At 50.2% G+C, this 15,995-nt stretch carries 14 protein-coding genes and 1 riboswitch; of the genes, 4 read left to right on the forward strand and 10 right to left on the reverse strand.

All coding sequences use genetic code 11. The features are described from left to right. Positions 1 to 134: 134 nt before the first annotated feature. Complete coding sequence (kdgR, locus tag AC6R0S_RS05275) at positions 135 to 920, forward strand: DNA-binding transcriptional regulator KdgR (protein ID WP_500627912.1); 786 nt, start codon at positions 135 to 137, stop codon at positions 918 to 920. Between the two features lie 35 nt (positions 921 to 955). Here the strand turns inward: kdgR and AC6R0S_RS05280 are convergent, their stop codons facing one another. Both AC6R0S_RS05280 and AC6R0S_RS05285 read right to left on the reverse strand, forming a co-directional pair. Continuing rightward, positions 956 to 1,273: an ArsR/SmtB family transcription factor gene (locus AC6R0S_RS05280; RefSeq protein ID WP_487902487.1), complete on the reverse strand. Its 318-nt coding sequence runs from the start codon at positions 1,271 to 1,273 to the stop codon at positions 956 to 958. Between the two features lie 105 nt (positions 1,274 to 1,378). After that, a complete protein-coding gene (locus AC6R0S_RS05285) occupies positions 1,379 to 2,368 on the reverse strand; it encodes an arginine deiminase-related protein (protein WP_500637386.1) in 990 nt (329 codons plus the stop codon). Between the two features lie 278 nt (positions 2,369 to 2,646). On the opposite strand from AC6R0S_RS05285, the gene AC6R0S_RS05290 reads away from it, so the two are divergent. After that, positions 2,647 to 4,506 (forward strand): ABC transporter ATP-binding protein, encoded by a 1,860-nt coding sequence (locus tag AC6R0S_RS05290; protein WP_500633144.1) that lies wholly within the window; start codon positions 2,647 to 2,649, stop codon positions 4,504 to 4,506. Positions 4,507 to 4,570: 64 nt separating this feature from the next. Here the strand turns inward: AC6R0S_RS05290 and AC6R0S_RS05295 are convergent, their stop codons facing one another. From AC6R0S_RS05295 to AC6R0S_RS05305, 3 genes are all read right to left on the reverse strand, one after another. Beyond that, entirely contained in the window at positions 4,571 to 5,533 is a 963-nt protein-coding gene (locus AC6R0S_RS05295) for a GGDEF domain-containing protein (protein ID WP_500637387.1), read from the reverse strand. A 107-nt stretch (positions 5,534 to 5,640) separates the two neighbouring features. Next, on the reverse strand, positions 5,641 to 6,483 hold the full coding sequence (locus tag AC6R0S_RS05300) for a phosphatase PAP2 family protein (RefSeq protein WP_500633146.1): 843 nt from the start codon (positions 6,481 to 6,483) through the stop codon (positions 5,641 to 5,643). 140 nt (positions 6,484 to 6,623) lie between these two features. After that, positions 6,624 to 8,681 (reverse strand): putative bifunctional diguanylate cyclase/phosphodiesterase, encoded by a 2,058-nt coding sequence (locus AC6R0S_RS05305; RefSeq protein WP_500637388.1) that lies wholly within the window; start codon positions 8,679 to 8,681, stop codon positions 6,624 to 6,626. Between the two features lie 169 nt (positions 8,682 to 8,850). Here AC6R0S_RS05305 and AC6R0S_RS05310 point away from each other — a divergent pair, with 169 nt between their 5' ends. After that, positions 8,851 to 9,801, forward strand: coding sequence for a PstS family phosphate ABC transporter substrate-binding protein (locus AC6R0S_RS05310; protein ID WP_500630987.1), 951 nt, complete (start codon positions 8,851 to 8,853; stop codon positions 9,799 to 9,801). Between the two features lie 31 nt (positions 9,802 to 9,832). Here the strand turns inward: AC6R0S_RS05310 and thiD are convergent, their stop codons facing one another. Continuing rightward, positions 9,833 to 10,669, reverse strand: a complete 837-nt coding sequence (thiD, locus tag AC6R0S_RS05315; RefSeq protein WP_500637389.1) for a bifunctional hydroxymethylpyrimidine kinase/phosphomethylpyrimidine kinase — start codon at positions 10,667 to 10,669, stop codon at positions 9,833 to 9,835. 91 nt (positions 10,670 to 10,760) lie between these two features. Continuing rightward, positions 10,761 to 10,918: riboswitch (TPP riboswitch) on the reverse strand. A 156-nt stretch (positions 10,919 to 11,074) separates the two neighbouring features. Here thiD and AC6R0S_RS05320 point away from each other — a divergent pair. Beyond that, on the forward strand, positions 11,075 to 11,962 hold the full coding sequence (locus AC6R0S_RS05320; protein WP_500627323.1) for a LysR family transcriptional regulator: 888 nt from the start codon (positions 11,075 to 11,077) through the stop codon (positions 11,960 to 11,962). Positions 11,963 to 12,071: 109 nt separating this feature from the next. Here the strand turns inward: AC6R0S_RS05320 and AC6R0S_RS05325 are convergent, their stop codons facing one another. From AC6R0S_RS05325 to AC6R0S_RS05340, 4 genes are all read right to left on the reverse strand, one after another. After that, a complete protein-coding gene (locus AC6R0S_RS05325) occupies positions 12,072 to 12,224 on the reverse strand; it encodes a hypothetical protein (protein ID WP_334553060.1) in 153 nt (50 codons plus the stop codon). 394 nt (positions 12,225 to 12,618) lie between these two features. Continuing rightward, complete coding sequence (locus AC6R0S_RS05330; RefSeq protein WP_500637390.1) at positions 12,619 to 14,496, reverse strand: PhoX family protein; 1,878 nt, start codon at positions 14,494 to 14,496, stop codon at positions 12,619 to 12,621. Between the two features lie 474 nt (positions 14,497 to 14,970). Then, positions 14,971 to 15,804 (reverse strand): arginase, encoded by an 834-nt coding sequence (locus tag AC6R0S_RS05335; RefSeq protein ID WP_500637391.1) that lies wholly within the window; start codon positions 15,802 to 15,804, stop codon positions 14,971 to 14,973. Positions 15,805 to 15,809: 5 nt separating this feature from the next. Next, on the reverse strand, positions 15,810 to 15,995 hold a 186-nt coding region (locus tag AC6R0S_RS05340; RefSeq protein ID WP_500637392.1), incomplete at its 5' end, for an IclR family transcriptional regulator domain-containing protein.

Here is a 15,995-nt window from a genome sequence, read left to right on the forward strand (position 1 = left end):
TGACCTAGATCGTCTTTTTGTATGACAAATAGCTGCGCGGTTTCAAAATTTTAAAAACGTTTTTTGAAATAATCTGGCGACTCATCGTCTCATAGGTATAATCACCCCTAGACAAATATAACTAGGGTAAAGAGATGGAAAAGAACACCCAACCTGAAGCCGTATCCTCGGTTCTCAAGGTATTTAACATTCTTCAAGCATTGGGCGAGCAAAAGGAAATTGGTGTTTCAGAGCTGTCACAGCGTCTGATGATGTCGAAAGCGACAACGTACCGATTCCTGCAAACCATGAAAACGTTAGGCTATGTGGCACAAGAAGGTGAAGCAGATAAATACTCCCTCACCCTGAAGATGTTTGAGCTCGGCGCGAAATCACTCGAATACGTCGATCTGATTGAACTGGCCGATAAAGAGATGAAGTACATCTCGCAGCAAACCAATGAAGCGCTGCACTTAGGTGCCCTTGACGAAGACGGCATCATCTATATTCACAAAATCGACTCCAACTACAACCTACGCATGCAATCACGCGTCGGTCGTCGTAACCCTCTCTACAGTACTGCGATTGGTAAGGTATTGCTGGCGGAGCGTGATGAGAGCTTCGTACGCGATCTTCTAGCGGATGTGGAATTTGTTAAACACACAGAACGCACGCACGAAAATGTTGATCAGCTCTTATCTGAGCTTAAAAAAGTGCGTGAACTGCATTTTGGTCAAGATAACGAAGAGCAAGAGCCAGGTCTGCGCTGTATTGCTGCGCCAATCTACGACCGTTTCGGCACGGTCATCGCTGGCGTTTCGATTTCGTTCCCGACCATTCGTTTTGATGAAAAGCGCATGTCTTACTACATTGAGCTGCTACACAATGCCGGCCGCAATATTTCTGAGAAGTTGGGTTTTAACGGCTACCCTGTGAAATAGTTCCCGCTACAGATAACGAACAACGCCCACTCGATTTACACATCCTGTGGGCGTTTTTGATCGCAGCGTTCGTCACTGCAACACTCGGCACGCAAAAAGCGGATCACCTGATCCAAACATTCATACTCCGCAACGCAGTACAAAGTGCGCCCTTCTCGGCGTTGGCTGAGCAATCCCGCCGATACCAAGCTAGAGATGTGATGAGACAAAGTAGAGCCCGGAACAGACAACCGCTCCTGAATTGCGCCCACCGCCACCCCTTGATAACCCGCCTTAACGATGGTTTTGTATATCGCCAATCGAGTTGGATGGCCCAATTCTTTTAGCGCTTTGGCAACCGATTCCAGTTCCATAATTCACTCCACAGAAAAACATTTCCATTATTGTGGAACTATTGCGTATTTGCAATCGCAAAAAAGGCAGCGAACGCTGCCTTATGACTGAAATCGCGACTAGCACTACAGTGCTCGACTGCGGATCGGTAAGAAGACCTCACCCAGCATGCAGCGTACGCTGCCGCCACCGATGGCTTCGATGGTCGAAACATCAAACGCCAGCACCTTACCGTGGCTAGAGAGTTGCGCCAATTGCGCGGGCTCAAACGCCTGATAGGCCGATTGCGACATGGCAATCACCTTGTCACCATTGATGGTTTCAAGCTGAAGAAGGTTGCCACAAAACTGGTTCATCTGTTCCAAGCTGATTGAAATCACCTGTTTGTCTTTTGCCAAGGATTTCAAAACAAAACGGCGCTCGAACTCAGGGATCACTTCATCACAGATGACGCAAAAGCCCTCACCAATCGCCATCATCACATTGGTGTGATAAATAGGGTTGCCTGACGGCAACGCGGTTTGAAATGACACCACTTTAGGGTAACCAATACGCTCCGCGTAATCCTCCAACACTTCACGATCGCAGCGCTGCGACAACGCCGCATAAATGGTGCGATTGATGTGATCCATCACCATGACACCCGTACTTTCAAGGTGCGCGCCATGCTCAAGGTAGCTCACTAAGCTATCTTGTTGAGTCACGCTTCTTCCCGCGGCTTGCAGCGCCTCGACCAGCGCTTTGGGTCTTACTTCCTGTTGGCGATTTTGGCAAGCCATTGGGAAGGTATAGAGAGTGCCCTCAGCTGTGGTGCTGAACCAGTTATTGGGAAAGACCGCATCTGGCGTCTCAATCTCCGAGGTGGGGTAGTCAAACTCAATCACCTGAACGCCCGCAGCACGAAGCTTCGCCACCATAGTGTTAAACTCCGCCATCGCCTTGCGGCGAATCGCGCTCGTTTCAGCCCGGATGACATGCTGAAATTCATTGTCTTTTGCGGTTTGCGCGTTAAAAGCAAACTCTTTCGGTGGCACCATCACAACGCAGTTCGCGTTCTGTGCCCGTAACATGTCGTTATTCGCTAAGGAATTCACTACAGATTGCTGTTCCAACATGATGACCAACTCGCATTTTTTCACTTGATGAAGCCAATTGTAGACATAATGTTAAACAAAAAATCACTGAAATCACGCAGCGAAATGAATATAAATCAGTAATATTTGCTGATTATAATTTTCAATGCAGCAAATATTACTGCCACCAGCGCCACTCAGAGTTTCAGCATGAATAATATGCACAAATAAGAATATCGCACTGGTTACATTCTGATTACTAACGCGTTACCATTGCGTATCCTTTCATATTGAGCCATTTTTGCCTTTAGGAAACACGCATGTTTAACAAGTTTGAGCAGTGGACACACCCTTTTCCACGTCAAGAGCCAGACCAGCCGCCAATGGGCATTTGGGCCTTTTGCCGCCACTACACCCGAGGTTTTGAAAAGCCACTGCTGCTCATGTCAATTCTGTCAATGATCGTCGCGGTGGTAGAGGTGTCGCTGTTTGGTGCAATGGGCAATCTCGTCGACTGGTTGACGCATAGCGACCCTGCGACATTCTGGCAAGAGAACCAAACGCAGTTACTGTTTTACGCGGCGCTGCTTCTTATCATCATGCCATTGCTGATCTTGGCGCACTCTTTGGTCATCCACCAGTCACTGCTGGGTAACTACCCTATGGCTATCCGCTGGCTAGCTCATCGCTATTTACTCAAACAAAGCCTGACCTTCTATCAAGATGACTTTGCCGGCCGAGTGGCAACCAAAGTCATGCAAACGTCCCTTGCGGTGCGCGAAACCGTGATGAAAACCATGAACGTGTTTGTTTATGTCGCGGTCTATTTTACCTCCATCGTCGTGCTCCTCGCTCAGGCAGACTGGCGCTTGATGATCCCGATGCTGATTTGGTTATGCTGCTACGTGGGGATTCAGCTCTATTTTGTGCCAAAGCTGAAAGATATCGCGTCACACCAAGCCGATGCGCGTTCCACCATGACAGGACGCATCGTCGACAGTTACACCAATATCGCCACCGTCAAATTGTTCTCCCACAGTCAGCGGGAAACCGACTACGCCGAAACTGGGATGCGCGGCTTTTTGGATACCGTCTATCACCAAATGCGCTTAGTCACAGGATTCAATGTTGCGGTAGAAATCACCAACTATGTGTTGGTCTTTACTATTAGTACGCTCTCAATCGTACTGTGGATGAACGATGCCGTCAGCGTCGGGGCCATCGCCATCGCCATTGCCCTCGCGCTGCGCATTAACGGTATGTCGATGTGGATCATGTGGGAAGTGGGCGCGCTGTTTGAAAACATGGGCACCGTGGTGGATGGGATGAAAACCCTCTCAAAACCGGTGGATATCCAAGATGCGCCCAACGCCAAAGCGCTCAATGTCACTGATGGCGAAATCAAGTTTGATAACGTGAGCTTTCACTATGGTGATAAAACTAAAGGAGTGATCTCTCACCTTAATCTGACCATAAAACCGGGTGAAAAAGTGGGTCTGGTGGGCCGCTCTGGCGCAGGAAAATCCACCCTAGTGAACCTTCTGCTGCGTTTTCATGATGTCGAAAGCGGGCAAATCACCATTGATGGCCAAGCGATCAATGCGGTAACCCAAGACTCGCTGCGCAGTAACATCGGTATGGTGACGCAAGACACCTCCCTGCTGCATCGCTCTATTCGTGACAACATCGTTTACGGCAACCCTGAGGCCAGCGAGGAAGCGCTGTTACGTGCCACTCAACAGGCGCACGCGCATGAGTTTATTGAAACCCTGAGTGACCCTTTTGGCAATACGGGTTACGACGCGCAAGTCGGTGAGCGAGGGGTGAAGCTGTCTGGCGGGCAACGTCAGCGTATCGCTATTTCTCGCGTACTGTTAAAAGACGCGCCATTACTGATTTTAGATGAAGCCACCTCAGCACTCGATTCGGAAGTCGAAGCGGCGATTCAAGAGAGTTTGAATGAGCTGATGGAAGGAAAAACCGTCATCGCTATTGCGCACCGACTCTCGACCATCGCTGCGATGGATCGCCTTATCGTCCTCGACCAAGGTCAAGTCGTCGAGCAAGGCACCCACCAAGAGCTGATCAGTGCCGGAGGGATCTACTCGCAGTTGTGGGCACATCAAACCGGCGGTTTTATTGGCGATAATGAGACGCTTGATGAGGCCTCATCGAAATAACTCGCTCATTGATTCTCTTTGCGAGTTATTCCCTAGCGGACCTTATCTTTTACGAGATTTGTCTTTAACGGGATTTGGATTGCTTATCTTGATACATGCGCTTGTCGGCCAGTTCGACAAGCTCTTGTATCGACAGTTTAGCGTTGGAGCTGGCAGAGGTAATGCCCACGCTAAACTCTATTGCATAGGCATGACCGCTGCGTTGATTGTACGCCTCTATTGCCTGCTTAAACCGCTCTATCACCACAGCCGCAACCGGCTCTGACGCGCCAGACATCAACACAACAAACTCATCACCGCCAATACGAGCAAACACATCGGACTCACGAAAGGAGTCTCGCATCGTCGCAGCAAACGCTTTGAGTAGCGCATCCCCGGCACTGTGACCGTGGGTATCGTTGATGTGCTTAAAGTTATCGAGATCAAAATAGGCCAAGGAGAGGGGTAACTGCGCCGCGCGGCAGTAATCGACCGACTTTGCGCCCAAGGCGAAAAATCCGCGCCGGTTTGAGATCAGCGTTAGAGGGTCTAGAGTCGCGGTTAAACTGTTCGACAGCTCCTGCTCGGCAATTTTGGCCAAATCCAGCAAGTCGTTGATCTCATCCGGTAAGAAGTGTCTCGGTTTGGTGTCGATAATGCACAGAGTACCGAGCTTGGTGCCATCGTGATACACCAAGGGCACGCCAGCATAAAAGCGAATATGGGGCGCACCGGAGACCAAAGGATTATCAGCGAATCGCTCATCTTGCGTGGCATCTTCAATCACGAACGGGGCATCGCCCAAAATCGCATGACCACAAAAAGAGACATCACGCCCGGTTTCTTTCGCCTCCAAGCCAAAACAAGATTTGAACCATTGACGGTTCACATCCACCAAGCTGACCAAGGCCATTGGCACGTCAAACAACCGCTTCGCAAGGCGAGCCACGCGGTCAAAACGCTCCTCCGGTTCCGTGTCGAGAATCTGAAGCTGGTGAAGGCTTTGGATGCGTTGCTGCTCATCGGGTGGTAAATCAGGCGCTTTCATCTCTGTCTCGTGTCTTATTGATAAATGAGTAAGGTACCTTAAAGAATAGCACCGAAAGTTCGCCTTGCTTGCTCCGCGACAAACCCGTGGTTCCCCCAAGCAAAATACTAGCGCTTGACATGGCCCAAGGTGAGCTTCTCTTGCCATCTAAGTGGCACAGTTAACCGCGGCACCAGCATGTAAATCAACGCTGCCACCGCCACAGATCCAACAAGGTCAATGGGTCGATGCATACCAAGCCACAGTCGGCTGTACGCGACCGCTAGCGCCCAAATCAACACACCGGCAGCCAGGCCATAGTGCTTACGCTCAGCAAACAGGCCGCCAAAAAAGGCCACGCATACCGCGACAAACAACGTATGGCCGGAAGGAAAAGAGTAATCTTTCTCGCCATGCCAATGGCGCGTACGCCAATCACTCACCCGAGTATCCAGGGCATCAATCACCTGATCTTTTTGCTCGGCATCGAGCTTATAAAAGTGCGCGGGCTGGGGAATCAACAGCTGATGACTTAACAGTTCCGTGTAAGGACGCGGGCTTTCTGTCGCGAGCTTCAAGCCACTTTTGGCAAAAAAGGCAAACACCAGCACCAGCGCCAGTTGCGCCGCTTTTCCTATCAGCAACACACCAAGCTGACGACGAGGTGAAACGCTTGGACGAGGTGGAACGCTTGAGTAATCCGTGGTCAAAAGAGAACGATGAGAAAAAGAATAACGAGAAGAAGCCGAACGAATGACCCAAAGAGCCAGAGCCACCAGCAAAGCGAGAGTAACGAGAAAGCCTTGCGATCCCGCGGAGTAAGTCAACCATGTCATCCCTTGCCCGATGGGGTCTGAGACGTCACTCAGCAGATCCACTGAGCTAAACATCAGGCTCATCAGCGCAATGGCACCCGACAGCACCATCAACAGCCCTAACCCTTTTTGCTTCTCACTGACTCTATGTTTCACACTCGCCTCTCACCTCAACTCTCGAGAGATGATCTTAGGCGTGTGGCGTTAATGATTTTATCAACCGCGTGTCAATTCGCTGCAAGTTCGCATCATGCCAAATTATCGGTGTTCAACGGCTGATTAGGACAAGAATATAACTAAGACCATCGGGTCATGGGCACCACGTTTCCACGCTCTCTGAGGTACGCTTCTGGAGCAAGCAATTTGGCTAGCGCCTCTGCATTAACCGGTTTAGTGAGATAGAAACCTTGGCCGATCGCGCAGCCCATTTTGAGTAGATCCCGCTGATGAGCAGCGGTTTCAACGCCCTCTGCAACCACAGAGACACCAAGTTCGTTGCCAAGCGAGATAATGTTTTTCAGCAATACCGACGAGGTGGCGTTATTGGCATAATCGATAACAAAACTGCGATCGATTTTGAGCGTTTGAAACTCGAAATCTTTCAAGTAAGAGAGTGATGAAAAGCCGGTACCGAAATCGTCCAATGCCACGTGCACACCCAGTTGCTGCAACTCTTTGAAAATCACCTGCGCGAGTTCGGTATTCTCAATCATCACGGTCTCGGTGATTTCCACCTCTAAGTAGCGTGTCGGAACGCCGGACTGGACAATGACCTTTTTCAAACTGTCAAAAAAGCCCGGATGCTTTAAGCTCTTCGCGGAAATATTCACTCCCACCACCCCAGTTTCGACGCCGTCATCTAACCACTTTCTCTTGGCTTGCAGCGCTTTGCGCATCACCAACAAATCAAGCAAGCGAATCAAACCGGTGGATTCGGCCACGGGAATAAAATCATTGGGGTACAACCGCCCTTTGGTGGGATGGTTCCAACGCACTAAGGCTTCAACGCCGACCACTTTCTCATCGTTCAACTGCCATTTGGGCAGAAAGTGCAGCTCGAATTCATCACGCTCAATCGCTTTATTGAGATCGCTCTCGGTCTCTTTTTGCGACATCGCAATGCGGTTGAGCTCTTTGGAGTAAAACTGAAAATTGTTTTTGCCCATCGCTTTGGCGTGATACATGGCGTTGTCCGCGTAGCGTAGCAAGCTGTCTTGCGTCGCACTGTCTTCGGGATAGAGCGAAATGCCAATACTGGCGGACACATTCACCGCCACACCCTCTATGTGAAACGGCTGCTGCAAGGTATCTATCAACTTGGAGGCGATACGGTTGGCAACACTGATTGCGCTATTGACGCTGTTTAAGTGACTCAGCACCACCACAAACTCATCACCGCTGAAGCGCGCAGACAAGTCGGTGATGCGAATGCTGCTCTCAATCCGCTTTGCGACTTGCTCAAGCAAGCGGTCGCCCATCTCATGCCCATAGAGATCGTTGACGTCTTTAAAATGGTCTAAATCGATGAACAGTAAAGCAAACGGCTTTTTCGAGCGGTCCGCGTTGAGGATAGATTGGCCTAGTCGGTCTAAAAACAGCGCTCGGTTTGGCAACCCAGTTAAAGGGTCGAAGTAAGCTCGGTTGTGCAGTTGCTCATTTTTCTCCTCTATTGCGGCTTTGGCTTGCGTGAGAGAGTGGAGCAATTGATCGCGGTTTTTCTCATAGCGGTGCTGCAATCGTATTGAGTAGGCAGCAATCACAATCACCGCAATAATCAGGGTGATGCTGGTTTGCGTGTAATTGGAAATCCCAGACTCATAACTGGCTTTGATCACGCGCTGGATCTCATCCGCTTGGCTGGCAAACTCCAAAAATTGCTCGTCGCGTCCGGCGCTTAAAAACGCATCCGCTCGCTGCGCCTGAATTTTTTGGTAGGTGGATTCCACATGAAGGCGAAATTGCGCCAGCGTTTTGCGAAGCTCAACCAGACGCTCACGTAATTCGTTGTCCGTGACTGGCTCATAATTGCCCATGATACTCTCGCCGCCTTCAAGCAGCGCGACCACATGCCAATCGGCGATTTCTAAGTAGTACCACACTTCCTGAATCGACTGAGCGGTATCGCCCGACATGATCTCATCAAACCAAAGGTAGGCCAGCGTACCGTTGACTTTAATTTCAGCGGCCGCTTCCGCAAGCGGGGACTTTTTCACTAACAGGTGGGTCGCTTGGGTCACCAGCGCCGACGTAAACGTGATCACCAACAAGGCGAGAATGGAAGTAAAAATGAATTTGCGCTTCATAGCATCACACGAACGTTTACCCACGTATTTTGCGGGCAGGAATAAAAACATAGGCGAGTCAGCCTAGTGAAGAAATGTTACATCCCCATGAAAATATTCAGCGTAGTTATTATTGATGAGTGATTGATGAATCTTTAGTGACAGTTCACGTGAAGATATTGAGCTCAAAAGTGCTAGCTCGTATAGTCGCGGTATGTTGATTCTTCCTTTGTGCTCAACCATGACTTTTCGATTGCGTTCGACTGTTCTTGCTTCTGTATGCCTAGCGCTGATGAGTACCACGGCACACGGGAAAGATCTGATCAAAATTGAAGGGTCGAGTACCGTTTACCCGATTACCCAAGCCGTCGCCGATCACTTTATGCGTGCCGAGCGGCACAACACCCAAGTGGTGGTGGGCATCACTGGCACAGGTGGCGGATTTCGTAAGTTTTGCCGAGGCCGCACGGATATTTCTAACGCCTCTCGCCCGATTAAAGAGAAAGAGCGAGCGCTGTGTGAAATCAACCACATCGACTATATTGAGCTCCCTGTCGCACTCGATGCAATAACCGTGGTGGTGAACAAAGAAAATCAGTGGATCGATGCGCTCTCTCTTGATGAACTGAAAACACTCTGGGAAAGCACCGCTGAACGCACGATAACTCACTGGCAGCAAGTCAATCCGCACTTCCCTGATCGCCCCATCGTCCTGCACGGCCCTGGATCAGACTCAGGCACTTATGACTATTTTGTTGAGGTGGTGCTGGATGGCAAAGCGAGTCGACAAGACTACACCGCAAATGAAGACGATGAAGCCTTAGTCGCCGAAGTGGCCGCCGATCCCAACGCCATGGCGTTTATCGGCTTTGCCTACTATTTGCAAAATCAAGACAAGTTGAAAGCGATCGCCATCGCTCCCACTGGCTTCAACGCGGTCAAACCCAGTGTCGAGAACGTGATTATGGGACGATATGCCGCACTTTCCCGCCCTCTGTTTATTTACGTGAACAAACAGGCGCTAGAGAAGCGGCCATCACTGAAACGCTTTGTCGATAGTTATATCGACAGAGACAACATCAACAAAGTTGTCTCCCACTCTGGCTATATTCCTCTCTCTAATGATCGCTATGACGCGGCGCGTTTTATTCTCAACTCTAGCCGCTCTGGCTCGGTCTCGATGCCCAAATAGAGCCTTGTAATGCGACTGCACGCCATCGCGATTAACGTACATTTTGGTGACCAGAGAAAAAGTGGTGCACAGGCCCATGTCCTTGACCAATAGAGAGTTCATCGGCATGCGCAATGGCTTGTGAGATGTATTGCTTAGCCAAATGGACCGCTTTGTGCAGCCGATACCCTTGGGCAAGATAGGACGCAATGGCCGATGACAACGTACAGCCCGTACCATGAGTATTATGAGTGGCGACTCGCTTAGCGCGAATCAATTCACTGCCACTCCTTTCAATCAGCAGATCGTTACTGCTTTCGCCCTCTAGATGCCCCCCTTTAAGAAGCACTGTTTTGGCGCCCAAGGCGCGCAGGGCGTCAATCATCGCTCCCATCTCCTCTTCCGATGTCGGCGTTGCTCGCCCAGTCAGCGCCGCCGCCTCGGGTAAGTTTGGTGTGATCATATCGGCAAGCGGTAGCAGTTCTTTCTTGAGCGCCCCCACCGCACTGGCGTGCAGTAAGCTGTCACCACTGGTGGCCACCATCACCGGGTCCACCACGAGAAACTTGGGCTGATACGCCGCCAAACTTTGTGCCACGACACGGATGATTTCAGCGTCAGCCAGCATGCCAACCTTCACCGCCACGACATTGAGATCGCTCAATACCGCATCGAGCTGCGCTTGAACATGGTCGATAGGGATAGGATGAATGGCGTGAACACCACAGGTATTTTGCGCGGTAATGGCCGTAATAACGGAGCAGGCGTAACTGCCTGTTGCACTGATCGCTTTGATGTCGGCTTGGATGCCCGCGCCGCCGCCACTGTCGGAGCCAGCGATGGTTAGGACAATCGGAGTTTGAGGGTCATAAAATGCGGTTTGGTTCATCGGTGTTCCTCACGCACGCGTCAGGAACTGTGTGCAGAGCGCGTTGGCCAAGCACAACACATAACGGGCGAGATTGTGGCGACCCCACGACACCGCGTTATGAATAGTTCCCTACGTCAGTGCTAACTGAATCAGGTTCAACGGGTCTCGCGATGCGATCTCAGCCTTCCTTCTATGCTTCTACGACAGGCTCGTTAATCAAGCTATCGTTATGATTCGAGCAGAAGGAACGCTCCCCGACTATGTCGCCAACCTTAACCCTGTGATAGCGCAGATGCAACCTATTCAGATCACTTAAATAACCCGAGTGAATCGAGGAGTGGGCGATACGAACGCGACGTTTGGCACACAGAACATTATCGTTTACTCTTAATTTTATAAATTTTCGTTATTGATTTGACGGTTATGCTCAATCCACTCTGGCTCAAAACGTTTCAAACCTTGGTCGAGACCGGCCACTTTACTCATACCGCAGAAAAGCTGTTCATGACTCAGCCCGGTGTCAGCCAGCACATCAAAAAGCTCGAACAGGCTTGCGGCTACCCACTGATTGCGCGTCACAACAAGAGCTTTGAAGTAACGGAACAAGGCAGACAGGTCTATCAGTACGCAAAGCAGCGCGCCAAACAAGAAACAGACCTGATTGCTTCGTTATCTCAGGACGACGCGCATCGCGGTGAGGTGTCGGTCTCTTGCTCTGGCGCGTTGGCGCAGCTTATCTACCCGCATCTGCTCGATTTACAGTGTGAATTTGCACAACTGGTCGTCAAGCTGGAAGTCGCCCCCAACCGTAAGATCATCGACGATTTGGCTGAGGGGCGCGCCGATTTGGGCCTTGTCACTCACATCCCGCTCGACCCGAGAATCGAAGCGCAAGAGATAGGTCAAGAAACCATGTGTTTGATTGTGCCGGCAAACGTCGACGAGCCTATTACCCCTGAACTTCTCCTTGAGATCGGTTTAATTCGCCACCCCGACGCGGAGCACTATCTCTCGCTCTACTTTTCGCAGTGTGGCGACAAAGCGCTGGCGGGGATTGATATTCGCGCCCTGCGCACCTCGGGCTACATCAACCAACTCAGCCAAATTCTTCTGCCAGTTGCCAAAGGGCTCGGTTTTACGGTGCTGCCACACAGCGCATTCAGCTCTTTCACTTTGCGCGATCAACTTGCTGTGCATCAGCCAAAGAAAGCCGTCGTCGAGACCCTGTATTTGGTGAGCAAAAAACAAAGAGCGTGGCCAGCCCGTTTTCATACGGTGGTGGATAAGTTGACGGACGTGATCTCGCTATAACCCAACGCACTGCCATAGCCAAAATTTTCGATAGGCTTGAAACGCAAAATGGAGCCCAAGGCTCCATTTTTGCTGCTGCTTCAACGCTCATTATCGTCGTTATTTGAGGTCATGCCTCTAAGACGTCTTCGCCAGCGAGTTCAGAAATAATCAGTAGATCGGACTCATCCAGTTTAAGCCCCAGCATAGGGAGACCATGCTGAGCACTCCAACAACATAAGAAGACCACACAACCTAATGCTACCCAAAGTAGTGATACCATAGCCTAACCTCCTCCTCAGTTATCATCACCGTACTTAATAACCTAAAGGTGCCACTTCTCTCATCAGAAGGCGCTCAGATAGACTTTATTCTTTTTACGTTGGGGCGTCTGCGCCAATAGAAATGGGTTAGATTCGCCGGGTCAATCGCTCAATGTCGTATTGTTATCTGGAGTTTATTCGGATTAGAACACCTTAAGGTTATGCTGAGTACTCTTTCAATATAGGGATTGCGATTGTGAAGCGCAACACTCTTTGTGGTGAACACACGAAACCTTGACGTTTTTTATGCGAGCGATCGCATAAATATGCCAATGTGGAAATCGGCAATAAAAAATGGGCGCTCGTGGCGCCCATCTTGATACGAATGATTGTTGATGCAAACAGTGAGACAGCTTAAGCGCCAATAACGCCGCCATCTTCACGGGTAATGGCAACGATGGTGGAGCGAGGCTTGCTGTCACCACCACCAGGGTAGTGAGATGGCGCACCTTTCTCGCCCGGATGCTGAACACCCACAAACATGGTTTTGTAGTCGGCGGAGAAGGTCAGCCCCGTGATTTCACAAGCAATTGGCCCCGTCAAGAAACGTCGCACTTCACCAGTATTAGGATCGCCGCACAACATTTGGTTGTTCCCTTGACCTGCAAAATCGCCCTGATTTGAGTAGTTTCCGTCCGTTTGAATCCACAAACGACCGGCTTTATCAAAGCCGATACCATCCGGGCTATTAAACATGTTGTCGGCGTTGATGTTGTCACTGCCCGCGTAGAGCGAATCTTTGTGCACCGTTGGGTTGCCAGCAATCAGGTACAAATCCCAATCAAACTCTGCTTGGGTGTGATCGCCCGAGGTCGGTACCCAGCGAACAATTTGTCCGTAGTGGTTCTCAGCGCGAGGGTTCGGACCACCGACAGGTTGGCCCTCTTTTACGCCGCGGTTTTTGTTGTTGGTGAGGGTACAGAAGACGTGTTGGTTGTCTGGGTGCACCGCCACCCACTCTGGGCGATCCATCGTGGTCGCGCCAACTTGAGTCGCAGCGCGACGTGCAAAAATCATCACCTCGGCTTGATCGTTAAAACCGTTCTCTTTAGTCAGGCCATTTTTGCCATAAGTCAGTTCAATCCACTGCCCCTTGCCTTTCAACTCGTTGTCGTCCATCTCGAACTTGGCGACATACAAGGTGCCCTCTTCAAGCAAGTTGCGATTGGCAGCATCATTGCCCGGTTGGTAGCGATCGCGAGAGACAAATTTGTAAATGTGCTCCCCGCGCTCATCATCACCTAGGTACACCACGACATGACCATCATCGTTGATCAACAGTGCCGCATTCTCGTGCTTAAATCGCCCGAGTGCAGTGCGCTTAAGCGGCGTCGACGTCGGATCGTTTGGATCGATCTCCACAACCCAACCAAAACGGTGTGGTTCATTCGGATGCTTAGCGACATCGAAACGCTCATCGGTATCATGCCACTGGTAGCTGCTCTTCGCTGCTTTGATTCCGTAACGCTTATGATCGTCGCTCAACTCTGCCGTCGTACTGGTGCCAAAATAGCCGTGGAAGTTCTCTTCACAGGTTAAGTATGTGCCCCAAGGCGTTTGACCGTTGGCGCAGTTGTTAAAAGTGCCGAGTGGCGCTAAGCCTGAAGGATCCAATTCGGTTTTCATCAACTCATGACCCGCCGCTGGGCCTGTCAGGCGCATTTCTGTGTTAGCGGTAATACGGCGGTTGCGTTCCCCCGCTTTATCCACTTTCCACTCTCCGCCGGATTTGACGATTTCGAACACCGTCACACCGTGTGCCGCTTGCGCTTTTAATACGTCGTCCGCCGTCATCGCTTTACCGCCATGTTCGAACAAGTATTCGTAGTTGGTGTATTCGTTGTTCACCGCAATGACAGCGCGATCGTCACTGATAGGGAATAGGCTCATCCCGTCGGTGTTGTCACCAAACTGACGCGCTTGCGCGGCTGAATCTTGCTTACCGCTTTGATCAAACTCTGGCGCATCAGCAAAAATAGGATCACCCCAAGAGAGAAGCGGCGTGGCTTTATAACCTTTGGGTACGATGATCGCATCTTTTGTCGAGGCTGGCACTGCTTCGAAGTTGAGTAAACGACTATCACTCGATGCCGCTATCGCTTTCGCTATCGGGTTGAGGGAAAGAAACGCCCCTGCACTGACGGCAGCGGTTCCGGCTAAGAAACGACGACGAGATAGTCGCGCTTCGATCATCTGGCTAAATTGTGAATCCTGTTCATCACGATCCCACATTGCTGACTCCTTGCTGAGTTATCATTATATAAGCGAGCAAATGGTAGGCGAGCAAGGTTACACATCAGTTAAGGTTTTGTTTAACAAATACAAAGTAAAGATGATGTTTTTACTTCGATTGCATGACAAGATCAATAAATGGCGATCTCAGTCACATGTAAATTAGAAATTACGCCAATTTCGCGAAAAATTTGTGATCAAAACACTGGTGTTTCGCGCATTTCGCCGCTAAATTGAAATTGTTCATGAGGAACTAGATTCACATCTGCTCAATGAAGAGCATGGTATTTGACGTGAGGGATTATCATGAAGAAAATGAGAAAAGCACAATTGCATCGTGTTCGTATTCAATACTGGAAAGATTCGAACAAAAACACGAACAGCAAACCTCAATAACTGTGCAACCCCAACAAAGCTGGCTTAACCGCCAGCTTTAGTAGTTTTATAGGCCCCCGTTTTTCACCCACTTGAGCATTACGCTGCTCTATGATGACTGGGAAACAGTGACGCCAAGCCATTCACCACGCCCAATGTCTCTTTCGAATAAATGTGCTTGTCTTTGTAACCGACAAATTGCACTAAGCGCACCTTGCCTGAAAGCAGAACTTGGCGTAACACTCGATTGACCATCTGCACTTCGATCAACGTATCGGATTCCAACCGCGTCACGGGCTGTAAGCTGGCGAGATCAATATTGATCACCACGTCATCACAATGTGACAAGTAGTGGCTCAACTGCTGCTTCACAGTAAAACGAGAGCGAAAGTGGCACTCGTTGACGGACAACCAATCACAGCCAAGATCTTCTGCATAATCAAGCAGCTTCGGATCTTGATTGTCCGAGTCCACACCAAGGCAGAACAAGCGGCTTTGCTGACTGCGCTGCAAGACAAAATGAAACAGCGAGCCTTTCTCAGGCTCTAGAGTCGGTTTGATATCCAAGCTGCGGCTGATATGGATAAACCCCAGCTCTCTGCCTTGACTCGCCACCATCGGCAGCGCATGCAGTAAGCTTTCACCGTCATTGGCAAAGAGCACAGGTAAACTGGCCGATTCCATCAACGCGGCAACGTTATCAAGCAAGCGATGTTTGGCCCCTTGTTGGAGATTGAAATGACCGCCATAGCCAATATTGGTCGAGACTTTATCTGCCAGCCAATCGTAGAGCTCTTCCAAGCTCTGGTTGGCCATATCAAACTCCACTTGGCTCATCGGTTTGATCTGTTCACTGACACTGAGCAAGGTGAGTTTGTCGCAACAGAGCCCAGTAATACTGTGTAGCTTGCGCCGTTGAAATAGCCTAAACATATCCTTTACCTTTCAGGAGGCAGAGCTCTCGCTGCCTGCAATACATGAAGTACAATTTTTTGCTCGTTCATCTCAACGCGATGAGCCGGTGCCATCACCGACACAGCGCCAACAAGTTTGCTGCCCTTTAACACCGGCGCGCTAATACCAGACACACCGGGATCAATTTCAGAGGTACTGACCGCATACCC

It is taken from the genome of Vibrio sp. R15-SG3-ISO1B (assembly GCF_059833835.1).